8 protein-coding genes are annotated in these 12053 nt (G+C 64.0%); 3 read left to right on the top strand and 5 right to left on the bottom strand.

All coding sequences use genetic code 11. The annotated features are described in order from the left end of the window. The first annotated feature begins 55 nt into the window (after positions 1-55). Complete coding sequence (locus tag NDI89_RS10325) at positions 56-1006, top strand: hypothetical protein (protein ID WP_277521487.1); 951 nt, start codon at positions 56-58, stop codon at positions 1004-1006. Between the two features lie 686 nt (positions 1007-1692). Here the strand turns inward: NDI89_RS10325 and NDI89_RS10320 are convergent. The 4 genes from NDI89_RS10320 to NDI89_RS10305 all read right to left on the bottom strand — a co-directional run bounded on the left by NDI89_RS10320 (position 1693) and on the right by NDI89_RS10305 (position 8004). Continuing rightward, entirely contained in the window at positions 1693-3762 is a 2070-nt protein-coding gene (locus NDI89_RS10320) for a right-handed parallel beta-helix repeat-containing protein (protein ID WP_277521486.1), read from the bottom strand. Positions 3763-4211: 449 nt separating this feature from the next. After that, positions 4212-5675 (bottom strand): flippase, encoded by a 1464-nt coding sequence (locus tag NDI89_RS10315; RefSeq protein ID WP_277521485.1) that lies wholly within the window; start codon positions 5673-5675, stop codon positions 4212-4214. Between the two features lie 31 nt (positions 5676-5706). Continuing rightward, positions 5707-6855 carry a Gfo/Idh/MocA family protein gene (locus NDI89_RS10310; RefSeq protein WP_277521484.1) on the bottom strand — a complete coding sequence of 383 codons (1149 nt, stop codon included), beginning with the start codon at positions 6853-6855 and terminating at the stop codon, positions 5707-5709. Positions 6856-7407: 552 nt separating this feature from the next. Beyond that, the gene (locus NDI89_RS10305; RefSeq protein WP_277521483.1) at positions 7408-8004 is read right to left on the bottom strand and encodes a DUF7344 domain-containing protein; all 597 of its coding nucleotides are present in this window, start codon (positions 8002-8004) and stop codon (positions 7408-7410) included. Positions 8005-8845: 841 nt separating this feature from the next. On the opposite strand from NDI89_RS10305, the gene NDI89_RS10300 reads away from it, so the two are divergent. Then, positions 8846-9805 (top strand): transcription initiation factor IIB, encoded by a 960-nt coding sequence (locus NDI89_RS10300; RefSeq protein WP_277521482.1) that lies wholly within the window; start codon positions 8846-8848, stop codon positions 9803-9805. Here NDI89_RS10300 and NDI89_RS10295 read toward each other — a convergent pair. Continuing rightward, positions 9798-9986, bottom strand: coding sequence for a hypothetical protein (locus tag NDI89_RS10295; protein ID WP_277521481.1), 189 nt, complete (start codon positions 9984-9986; stop codon positions 9798-9800). The genes NDI89_RS10300 and NDI89_RS10295 overlap by 8 nt on opposite strands. Before the next feature lie 127 nt (positions 9987-10113). On the opposite strand from NDI89_RS10295, the gene NDI89_RS10290 reads away from it, so the two are divergent. Further along, positions 10114-12048: a DEAD/DEAH box helicase gene (locus NDI89_RS10290; RefSeq protein WP_277521480.1), complete on the top strand. Its 1935-nt coding sequence runs from the start codon at positions 10114-10116 to the stop codon at positions 12046-12048. Positions 12049-12053: the final 5 nt, after the last annotated feature.

Below are 12053 nucleotides of genomic sequence, written 5' to 3'. Positions count from 1 at the left end.
TAAGCCATAAGGGCAAGAAAAAGTTTATGAGTGTAAGGCGGAGTTACGCAAGTGTATGGCGCAGAACTCCCGTACGTCCGAGACGGAATCTACTCCGACTGCAGGCCGTAACAGCGAATTAACCCGCCGCAACTACGTTCGCTCGCTCGCCGCGGTGGCGACCGCGGCGACCGCGATCGGTGGCGCCGGCACCGCTGCGGCACAGGACGACTACGAGGTCATCGAGGCCCAGGGTCAGACGATCACCATCGGCGCCGGTGAGACCTGGGAGAACAAGCTCATCGACATGACGACCGGGCAGGACATCGTCGTCACCGCTCACAGCAGCGACTGGACGATCCGAAACATCGGCTTCAAGGGCGAAAACACGTCCGGAACCGGTAGCGCGACGTTCGGCGTCTCCGATACGAGCGGCGGCACCTGCACCGTCGAAAACGTCTACCTCGGTGACGGCTCGAGCGACGGGAACGGGAATCCGAACGGGCACGGCCAGACCGCGTTCTGGGTCGCGCCGGACCATAACGGACACATCGACTTCAAGAACGTCAACATCCAGAACTTCGCGGACAACGCGATCTACGGCTCCGCCCCCGGGAACAGCGGCGGCGGGACGATCCACATCGACAGCAGCTTCGCCGCGAACTGTTACGTCTCCCACTTCCGACTGGGCACCGAAGGGAGCAAGGTGACGAACTCCAGCGTCTACGTCGACGGTAGCGAGGGCTACGTCGGCCGCGGTATCTGGGCGTGGGCACCCGGCACGGTCGAGGTCGAGGGCTGCCAGATCGAGATGAACGGGCAGAACAACGCCATCGTCGCCGGTGCGAACGGGAACCCGACGGAGGTCACCGTCACGGACTCCGATTACGACGAGCAGGCCGGGATCTCCGAAGCGGCCGGCTCGAGCGTCCAGCTCGGCGACGGCGTCGGCACCGATCCCGAAGCAGTCATCCCCGAGGGCGTGCCGACGAGCCCCGAAGAAGCGGCATCCGGCTCCCAGAACTGAGCCGACCCTGAACGACTCCCCGCTGACGCAGGCCGTCCGACGCACCGCCCACGCAGACCCTCCGACGCCCCGCTGACGCGATCTGCCATCGGGCGATCGGATTCCTCCATCCACCATCGTACGCGTTTGCGGTTTTTTCTCAGCGTTCGATCGGCCAGCTACGGCAACCGACGGACACCGTGAGAACCCGCTTCGATACCGATAGCGCCGGGCCACCGGATATCAAAGGCGGAGTTGACGAGCCAGCGCACGGTGTTTCCGTTCGCGTCCGGAGATGGCGTCGCAGGCTGCTGCGCTTCGTGATCGGTATCCGGTGCGAGCGCGGATAGTCGACTTCCAGAGACCGGTGCAGTCGGCGGGGAAGACGGGACGAAGTGCCATCGATCCCCGAGAGGACCGGTATCGATCGGGTGGTCCCCACGAGCGCGAGCTCACTCCGGTGGCTCGAGCGGGAGGGCTCCGTTACCCTGTGCGAAGTATCACCGCAGACGCGACTCACGGAACTGTCTCCGCAGCCGGTCGACGACTCTCTCCGAGGAAAGCGACGACGACCGCCGCGTGAACTGGGCTGAAACGAACGAGTTCGGTCGAGAAACGTGACGTACCAAGTTCTCGAGCGCCGGGAACCGGGAGAAAGAGTCTGACTTCGGCAAACCGGAGGCGAGACGGCGCTCGGCTAACCCAATCTACTGCTCCCGCGCGTTGTACTGCACGTCGACCGTCGCGTCGCCGAGGATGGTGAAGTCCTCGATGTCGCCGTCGAACCAGTAGGCGTCGAGCCAGTTGCCGACGCCGCCGCGAACCGTCGTGTCCTCGACGACGTCGTCATCGTTTACCGACGCGTCGCGGTACTGAGCCTGGATGACCCTGCCGTCGACGCGGAACGAATACGTGCTCGGCTCGGACGTTTCGGTCCCGTCGAAGACGACCGCGTGAGGGAAGAGTTCGGGGTCGCCGTATTCCTCGAGGTCGATCTCCTCGTCGTCGACCGTGATCGTGGGCGTCCCGTTAGTCAGCGACACGTCGGTCACCGTTCCGGAGAATCGGAAGCGAAGACTGTCGTCGGTGACGGTGCTCTGTACCGTCGACCCCGAGATCGTCGTCGCCTCGTCTTCCGGGTCCTCGTTCCCTGCGAGTTCGATGTCGCCGTCCACCGTGATCTCGAAGCCGACCGGTTTTCCAGGGCCCCGTACCGCGAGAACGTGCGGGAGGTCGGCACCGAAGTCGGACGGATCGACCTGCTCGCCGTTCACGGAGACGGTTCCCGGGCCGTCGACGGTCAGTTGTTCGATGTCGCCGCTGTAGCGGAACGCGTCCTTCCAGTCGGCGACGGTCCCGTAGACGGTGCCGTCCTCGATGGCATCCTCGTCGTCGATCGAGGCGCCGTCGTAGCCGCTTCGTTCGGCCTCGCCGCTGACGGTGAATTCGTAGCGGGTGACGTCCTCGGAACTCCCGTCGATCAGGACGACGTTACCCAGGACGTCGTCGATGTCGGCGGGGTCGATCTCGACGCCGTTGACCCGGACGGTCGCGTTGCCGTCGACCGACAGGCGCTCGATCTGGCCGTCGAAACGGAACGCGTCGAGGTAGTCGGCGACGGTGCCGCTCGCAGTGGTGCCGTCGACCGTCGCCGCCTCGTCGATCGTCGCGTTCTCGTCGGTGCTCGGCTCGACCGCATCGCTGACCACGAATTCGTAGCTCGTGGTGTCGGTCGTGCCGTTCCCGTCGAAGACGATCGTGTTCGCGAGCGACGAATCGCCGGTCTCTTCGTCCGAGTCGTTACTTGAGGGAGACGGCGACGATCCGCCGCTCGCGGCCTCTTCCGCGGACGTCGGCACGCCCTCGGGCATCGAGAGGTCGGGATCCGATCCGAGCCCGCCCTCGCGTGAGAGCCGAACGTCTCCGCGCTGGCTGATCCCGTCGAAGCGCGTGTCTTCGATCGTGACCCGCGTCGTCTCACCGTTTCGACCGAGGTGGATCGCGTCGTTGTAGGACCCGGAGCTGAAATCACAGCCGGAGACGACCATCCGTCCCGGGTTCCAGCCCCAGAAACATCGCCCGTTGTATCGGCCGTTGCTATCGTTGTACGCGACGGAGTTCGTACACTTCGACCCGTCGGAGCTCAGCCGGAAACTCGAGACGTAGTTGTTCGCCGCGTAGCAACTGTCGATGTGGACGGTCCCGCCGCTCCCGTTGTAACCGGGTGCGGACGCGTAGATCCCGTTGTTCGGCCAGTCCTGAACGTTACAGTTTCGAATGTCGATGTGGCCGTTGTGCTCCGGCGCGACCCAGATCCCACACTGCCCGTGTGAACTGTAACTGCTCGGGCGTATACAACCGTCGCCCATGTAGACGTTCTCGATCGTCGACGTATTGCCGCCGACGTCGGCCACCGCGATCGCGTGATTGTCGTAGCGGTGAGTTCCGACGAACCCGACGTTCCGGATCGTCCAGTTCGTCGACTCTCGAGCGTAGAGTCCGAACCAGTTCCCGTTGGAGAAGTCGATAATCTTGTTCTCGAAGACCTCGCCGTCGTCGATAGTGTACCACTCGTTGGAGGCTTCGATAACTTCGTACTCCTCGGCGGCGGCGGTCGCACTTCCCGTCGCCAACCCGCCACCGACGACGGACGCCGCACCCGTCAGTTTCAGGTACGAGCGTCGATCGAGTAATTCGTTATTACCGCTATTATCACCGCTTTCGGGGCCGCTACCCGATGAAGAGTCGTCATCCGCTACCGAATTGTCGCGTGCCATGCGGTCGGGTAATACCAGCATGCGCCCATAAACTTTCCCCTTAATTCTGTATAAAATAAACAGACTTTCAGAGCTTTAGCCAATATATTCCATTATTTTATAGCATTTTAATACGTATGTTTTATACTGGAACTGCTAGGCGGCGACTGGGTAATACCGTATTACCGCTGTTCCGGCCGGGAATTCGGACCCTCTCCGTGACGATACGTTTCAACGGAACGGGAGGACCAGCGCTCGACGCGAGAGAGAGAGAGCGCAGTGCCCGAAGCGGATCGAACACGAGGACGGTTCGGATCGGCAACTCATCGCGAGAAACGAAAGACGAACAATGCAGAGCCGTGACGGCAGAATCGAAATAGTCCGTCCCGGCTCCGAGTCGTCAAACGAGTTGCCGAACCGAACGCGCGTCGGACGGATGACTGGTCCCTGGTCCGGCAGCCACCGAGGCGCTAGACGCGCGTCCCGATCTCGGAGATGTCGACGAGACCGCTCGCGACGGACAGCGCTGCCCACACCGTTACGCCGGCAGCAACCACGGCGAGCAAGGTGGCCGGCCCGGTGACGAACGGCTGCAACGCGACGACGGCAGCGGTCATCGCGACGGTCACGCCGGCGGCGGCCGCGATCGACGTCGCGAGACTGCGCCAGTGGAGGTCGAGTTCCCGATCGATGAGGAACACGTTGTAACAGACCATGAGCCCGTAACAGAGGGCCGTCGACGTCGCCGCGCCGACGACCCCGATCGACGGAATCAGGACGAGGTTCAGTCCGAAATTCAACGCGCCGGTGACCCCTTTGCCGATCGCCCGCTCCGTCGCCCGCCCCAGATAATCGAGGCTGTCGTTGGTGATCTTGTCGATCGCCTGAAACAGGACGAAGACGCTGAACACCTGCAAGACGGGCGCAGCACCGGCGTATGCGTCCCCGAAGACGAATCGAATTCCCGGGTCGGCCAGGAGCACGATCCCAGCCATCGCCGGCAGGTAGACGAGCAGGACGTACTCGAGCGATTGTTCGTACACCCGAGCGGCTCGATCGAGCCGTTCGTCGGATTTGCGTTCGCCGAACGTCGGTGCGAGCGTGAAGCCCAGCGAGTCGGCGGGCGCGATCACGAACGTCGAGACCTGTTTGGCGAGTTCGTAGAAGCCGACCGCGACCGGCGTCAGGAAGAAGCCGACCATCAGCGTGTCGACGCGCTTGTACAGGACGTTCGCACCCTGTGATGCGGTTAGGGGGAGGCTGTACCTGGCGATTCGCGTCGACAGGCCGGGTTCGCTCGAGTCGGCGGTCGGATACGACGACACGATCCGATAGAGGAGGACGCCGCCGACGACGACGGACAGGAGATAGCCCACGACGAAGCCGGCCAGCGCGCCGTAGGCACCGAAGCCGGCGATCACGAAGAGGACGATGAACCCGAGTCGGCCGACGCTCGAGACCGTACTGGTGGCCGCGGTCAGGGTGACTCTCCCGAAGCCCTGGAACGCGATCAGCAGGTAGCCCTGCGCCACCTTGACGACGATGTAGACGACCCCGAGCGCGAGCAACGGCTCCAACCGGGGTTCGCCGTACGCGGCGGCGATCGGGTCGCGAAAGCGGACGAAGAGAAGGCAGACGACGGTGACGGTGACTGCGTTGAACGCGATCGACGAACGGACGATGTGCGGGATCTGGGACTCGTCGGTCTCCCGGTACTCGGTGACGAATTTCGCCATCGATTTCGGGATCCCGAGGGTTCCGAACAGCGTTGCGATCGAGAAGACGGAGATGGCGAGGAAGATGAGCCCGTAGTCGTCGGGTGAGAGGAACACCCGCGTGAGCAACAGGATGATGGCCCCCTGTGCCCCGAGTCGGAGCAGCTGCGCACCGAACGTGGCCGTGACTCCGCGGACGATACGGTGTGAGAGAGACATCGGTAGCAGTGAGTGGCGCTATCGAGCCCGATTAGAGGTCGGCGGAGACCGACGACTCGTCGTCTCGCGTCTCCGACGGTTCTCCCGCGTCCGCCACGTCCGGCAGGTCGGCTCCCTCCTGCGGGCGAGCGGACTCCCGAATCGCTTCCATAATACGGATCGTCCATTTCGACTGCTCGAGCGGGACCGGCACGTCGGCGTCGCCCTCGATCGCGTCGACGAACCCGTCGAAGATCGCACAGTGGGAGTTCGTCTCGGTTTCCGCCTCCCAGCTGTCGTCGAACCGGGACGTCGCGACGGATTTCGCGTTCTCGAGCGTACTGGTGACCTGCGCCAGCGACACGTCGAGGCTCTTCTTCGACCGGGCGAGGACAGACGAGGTGTAGTCCTCGTCGACTTCGTAGAGCGACTGGTTGATCTCGTCGACGATCAGGGACTTTTCGGTCCCGGTAATCACGTGGAGGCGCTGTGGCAGCGTCCCCGAAATCATCGTCACGTTACAGAGCGCGCCCGCCTCGGAGACGTACTGTGCCTGTGCCTGATCGTACTCGAAGTCCTCCTCGTAGTCCGTCGAGAGGACGGTCTGTGCGGAGATATCGTCGCCGCGTTCAGGCCAGCCGCCGACGCCGAGAATAGAGTAGATCGGATGGGGGAGCCCCTCTTCGAACTCGCCGCCGGGGAGCTCGAACACCCACGAGCCGCGGTTGACCTGATCCGGGGGCGTCAGTCCCGCGTAGAGGACGTTCACGGACCTGATCTGCCCGAGTTCGCCGGCGTCGATCAGCTCGCGGGCCTTGCGGGGCGCCGGATAGAACAGGTGATTGTGAATGACCGTCGCCGGCGTTTCGTGTTCCCGCGAGAGGGCGATGAGCTCCTCGGCCTCCTCGACGGTGACGGTCGCCGGCTTCTCGATGATGACGGCGACGCCGGCTTCGATCGCCTGCCGAGCGATGTCGAAGTGCGTCTGTACCGGCGTACAAACGTGGAGACAGTCGAGTTCGTCGAGGAGATCGGTGAAGTCCGTCACGGCCATCGTCCCGAACTCCCGTGCCCGTTCCCTGGCCAGTTCCGCGTCGATATCACAGACCGCGACCAGTTCCATGTCGGGATTGTTCCGGGCACCGGCGAGGTGCGCCCGTGAAACCGTTCCTGCGCCGACAACTGCGGTTCGCACGACCATGTGGGGACCGTCACCTCACCCGTCATTAGTTTTAATCCGGTTACTTCACCGTGGATAACTCTCTCTCGGCGTACTGTCCGTATACGATACCGGTTACTGAGAGTAACGCCCATCCGTCCCGACGGATCCGCGCGTCGACGGGCGACGAGACGTGACTAGCGGCTTCCGGACCGGTGTCCTCCTCGAGGGAGTCGCGACTCGAGGCGGGCGTGGACGCCGCGGGTGGAGTAATGGGACTGATCGAGGAAACGGCTCCCGCGCCGAGAACAGCTGCTGGCACGCGACTGTTCCGGTAGTGGATGACGGTCGTCGGGAGCCGTTCGACTCTACGTAAGCGGACGCTAAAAAGCTTCTTTGCAGTCCGCGAGGAGACGGCGAGGCGATCGGATAGCGGGGATCAGGCGACGGTGACCGTACTCGGCGTGCGCGTAAGTGATCGAATCGCTGCTTCAGAGATCGACAACGGGCAGCGACCGCCGCACGAACGGACGACAGGGGGACAGTACTATCGGGGTCCGGTCGCCACACGATTGCACCGTCGCGATTGGCGGGTTACTCGATACGGGACAGTTTGCCGTCGACGTTGCGTTCGCGGGACCGGTTTCGGACGACGTGGGTGACTGAGAGACAAAAAAAGGCACCGACGACGACGCCGGCGAGGGCGATCAGCGGGAGGGATGACACCACAGGAACGCCGAGAACTGCCGCGCCGAGAAAGGCAGCGCCGATCACGCTGAGACCGGCGTACCACCGGTCCCACCGGTCCTGTCGATGCGTGTCCGTATCGAGGTACATCATCAACAGGTCGGCGTTATCGGCCAGCGAGATCAGCCCGCGATCCTGATCGTACTCGACGATTCCGGCGTCGTCCATCTTCGGCAAGTGGGTCTGATAGAGGGCGACGTAGACGCGCTTGCGCTGATCGGAGCTGAGCGCCTCTACCTCGGTCTCGTTTTCCCACGCGGCGATCTGTTCCGCGAGTTCACCGAGCGTCACCGTTTCGTCGGCTTCCAGCAGGTATGCGAGAACCTCGCGTCGGCGTCTGTTTTTCAAAAGTTCGAAAATGACGTCCTTCGAAAGGCGTTCGTCTCCGTCGGCGTCCGCGACGGATGCGATTTCGTCGGGCAAGGACGTATCGATCGAGGACATTATGACGACCCTCCTGTCGTATCGGTTCCATTCGAGCACGACGCCCCCTGGGCACGGTGCTCGACGTCACCGAAGCGTCGGCTTGACGGTGACCGCTGTACGTTCGAACGGCGAGTCGGGATCACGTTTGACACACCAGGTTGTACACCAACAGAGATACTCTTAAACACGGCCACGTTTCGCACCGTCTGCAAAGGGGGTACGCGGCGACTTCTCGAGGGGAGTATCGCGACGCTCGAGAACCGTCGCGACGGGCGGTTTCGGCTCCCGCGGACGCCGGTCGGTACTCGGTGATTGCGCCCGAATATCGACCTCGTACGGGTGATATCACCGGATGAAGACCGAACGCTGGCGCGGGGTGGAGGGCTGGTTACCAACACGGCGCTGATTCCAAAGGTCCGAAGCGACCAATATAAAGTCAACCAACAGTTCACGTGCGAACAACGGATTTACACCGTGAATCGGACATTTACGTCGGCTATTCGACGAAACGAGCGCCACGTTTCATGTGCCATGTGTGCGTTGCACACACTGGGTCGAAGCGACCGGACGGCGGTCGCTTCACCCGAACTGGACCGATGGGACACGGTCTCGACGCGACCGGCACACCGATCGCTCGGGGCGGATGGCGGTCGTATCGTCTGCCTTCCGTTCTCTCTTTCGCCGGCGACGTCGGACTCGTCTGGGACTGCGTTCCGTCGCTCGGAACTGGTCACGTGATTCCCCGCCATCGATGCGGCGGATCGTCGCAGTGACTGACAGCCGGCAGTGCAGTAAGTCGCTGTTTCCCGCGAAACCATGTGAGCCCCTTACAGTGCCGGCCGGGTTTCCTCCGGTAGTGATGACGCGGTCTATCATCGATCAACACAGCAGCGAATCACAGTCCGAGGAGGTCGAGACCGGATTGTGTCCCGACTGCGAGACCGACACGATCGTCCACGATCCGGACCGCGGTGAGCAAGTCTGTAAGGAGTGTGGGCTCGTCCTCACCGAAGATCCCATCGATTACGGACCGGAGTGGCGGGCGTTCAACGCACAGGAACACGACGAGCTCTCCCGCGTCGGTGCGCCGCTGACCCAGTCGATGCACGACCGCGGGTTAACGACCACCATCGACTGGCGGAACAAGGACGCCAACGGCCACTCGATGTCGGCGGACAAACACGGCCAGCTCCATCGGCTCCGCGTCTGGCAGGAACGAATCCGCACGAAAAACGCGGGCGAACGCAACCTCAAGTACGCCCTCTCGGAGATCGACCGGATGGTCAGCGCGTTGGGCGTGCCCAAGCCGGTCAAGGAGACCGCAAGCGTCATTTACCGGCAGGCGCTCGAGCAGGACCTCATCCGCGGCCGCTCGATCGAGGGCGTCGCGACCAGCGCGCTCTATACGGCGTGTCGGAAAGAGGGCATTCCCCGCAGCCTCGAGGAAGTAACGTCCGTTTCACGGGTCGACCAGCGGGAGATCGGGCGGACGTATCGCTATATCGCTGACGAACTGGACATCAATCTCGAGCCGACGAATCCCCGACAGTTCGTGCCGCGCTTTTGCTCGGAACTGGACGTCGACAAGGACGTCGAGACCAAGGCCATCGAGATCATCGATCGGACGACCGAGAAGGGACTCCACTCGGGCAAGTCACCGACCGGGTTCGCCGCCGCGGCCATCTACGCCGCCGGCCTCCTCTGCGACGAGACCATCCCGCAGCGAGCGGTCGCCGACACCGCCCAGACGACCGTCGTCACCGTCCGAAACCGGTATCGCGAGCAGCTCGAGGCGATCGACCAGCAGCCGACTACATGATCGACCGCTCGTCCTCGCCGCTGCCCCCGGTGTAGAGGGCCTCGTCGGCAAGCGCGTGAAGGTTGTCGTAGGGGACGAACGCGATGAACGCGTCCTCGTCGCCGTAGAGTTCGACGCCGTTCTCGGTCCGGTCGTATCGTTCGCACTCGATCTGTCCTTCGGGGAGGATCGCGCGGTACATACTGGGACTCGATGTCGTGCAGTCAAATATAGCTATCCGGGAACGGAGGACGCACTCGCCTCGCGAGAGAGCAGCCGGAGGCCGCCGAACGAAATCGGTTTACACGCACCGCCGTTACGAGTCGCCAGTGACCGACGAACGTTCTTCGGAGCCGACCGACGACGAGCGAAGCGAGTCCGAGGCGTCGGGCGGTGCGGAGCCGGCCGTCGCCGGCGACGAGAACGACACGGGCGAGGAGAACGACCCCGACGACGAGTTCACGATCGCCGATTTCCACGACGCCAGCCAGCAGGAAGGACGGCCGGTCCTCACCGCTGCGGCCGTCTCGCGTGCACTCGAGATTTCACAGGAACAAGCCGCCGACCGGCTCGAGGCGCTCGCCGAAAACGGTGACCTCGAGCGCCACGCCGTCTCGACGGATCCGGTGGTCTGGTATCCGAGCGAACTCGAGGATCTGACCGACCGCGAGCGGGTGGTCGTCTTCCCGAAGCGACGGGAGATTATCGTCGACCGACCCGACCAGTTCACCCGCGCACAGCTCTCCCAGTTCGCTCACCTCGCCGATGCGAACGGCGAGCAGGGCTACCGCTACGTCGTCCGCCCGGAGGACGTCTGGGGGACGCCACACGATTCCTTCGACGACCTCGCGCGAACGATGCGGCAAGCGCTCGGCCAGCGCTCCGAGGACCTCGAGGACTGGGTCGAGAGCCAGTGGGATCGCGCCCACCAGTTCCGGCTCGTGACCCACGAGGACGGCTACACCGTGCTCGAGGCCCAGAGCCCCGAGATCATGGGGAACGTCGCCCGGCAGAAACTCGACGAGGAACACGTCCACGCGCCGATCTCCGAGACCGAAGACTGGGTGCAGGAGGGCTCAGAGGCCGCGATCAAGCGGATCCTCTACGAGGCCGGCTATCCGGTGCAGGATCACCGCGAACTCGAGTCCGGCGAGGAGCTGCCGATCGATCTCGAGGTTCGACTGCGGGACTACCAGCGGACCTGGGTCGATCGGTTCGCGGAGGCCGGCGAGGGCGTCTTCGTCGGCCCGCCGGGGAGCGGCAAGACGGTGGCCGCGATGGGCGCGATGGCCCACGTCGACGGCGAGACCCTCGTCCTCGTCCCGAGTCGCGACCTCGCACAGCAGTGGGCCGACACCATCGTGGAGTACACCTCGCTCGAGCCCCACCAGATCGGCCAGTACCACGGGGGCCGGAAGGAAGTGCGGCCGGTGACGATCGCCACCTACCAGATCGCGGGGATGGACCGCCACCGCTCGCTGTTCGACGACCGCGAGTGGGGGCTGGTGATCTTCGACGAATGTCAACACGTCCCCTCGGACGTCTATCGGCGCAGTACGCACCTGCAGTCGAAGCATCGACTCGGCCTGTCAGCGTCGCCCATTCGGGAGGACGACCGCCAGACGGAGATCTTCACCCTCGTCGGCCCGCCGATCGGCACCGACTGGGAGGCGCTGTTCGACGCGGGCCACGTCGCCGAACCCGAACTCGAGATCCGGTACGTGCCGTGGGGCGACGACGAGCAAGCGAACGCCTACGGCTCGGCCGACGGGCAGGAGAAGTACCGGATCGCCGCGCGGAATCGCGGGAAGGTCGACGAGGTCCGCTACCTGCTGTCGGCCCACCCCGACTCGAAGGCGCTCGTCTTCGTCGACTACCTCGAGCAGGGCCGCGAACTCTCGGAGGCCCTCGACGTGCCCTTCCTCAGCGGCGAGACGCCACACCACGAGCGGCGGCGACTGCTCGACGAATTCCGGCGGAACGAACGGGATCTGCTGCTCATCTCGCGAGTCGGCGACGAAGGGATCGACCTGCCGACGGCCGATCTCGCCATCGTCGCCTCCGGTCTCGGGGGCTCGCGCCGACAGGGGACCCAGCGCGCCGGGCGCACGATGCGGCCCGCCGGCGGTGCGCTCGTCTACGTCCTCGCGACGCGGGGCACGCGCGAGGAGGACTTCGCCCGGAAGCAGCTCCAGCATCTCGGTCGAAAGGGCATGACGATCCGCGAGCAGACGGTCGATCGCGAGGACGAAAGGAGCCGCTGAAATCG

The organism is Natrinema salsiterrestre, from assembly GCF_029502005.1.
Taxonomy (GTDB): domain Archaea; phylum Halobacteriota; class Halobacteria; order Halobacteriales; family Natrialbaceae; genus Natrinema; species Natrinema salsiterrestre.
The sequence above is the reverse complement of the archived record's forward strand: the minus strand, read 5'-3'. Positions and strand labels throughout refer to the sequence as shown.

Bases quoted from the DNA above. Each gene is read 5' to 3' on its own strand.
- NDI89_RS10325 (WP_277521487.1), top strand. From the start codon at position 56: ATGGCGCAGAACTCCCGTACGTCCGAGACGGAATCTACTCCGACTGCA.
- NDI89_RS10320 (WP_277521486.1), bottom strand. From the start codon at position 3,762: ATGGCACGCGACAATTCGGTAGCGGATGACGACTCTTCATCGGGTAGC.
- NDI89_RS10315 (WP_277521485.1), bottom strand. From the start codon at position 5,675: ATGTCTCTCTCACACCGTATCGTCCGCGGAGTCACGGCCACGTTCGGT.
- NDI89_RS10310 (WP_277521484.1), bottom strand. From the start codon at position 6,855: ATGGTCGTGCGAACCGCAGTTGTCGGCGCAGGAACGGTTTCACGGGCG.
- NDI89_RS10305 (WP_277521483.1), bottom strand. From the start codon at position 8,004: ATGTCCTCGATCGATACGTCCTTGCCCGACGAAATCGCATCCGTCGCG.
- NDI89_RS10300 (WP_277521482.1), top strand. From the start codon at position 8,846: ATGACGCGGTCTATCATCGATCAACACAGCAGCGAATCACAGTCCGAG.
- NDI89_RS10295 (WP_277521481.1), bottom strand. From the start codon at position 9,986: ATGTACCGCGCGATCCTCCCCGAAGGACAGATCGAGTGCGAACGATAC.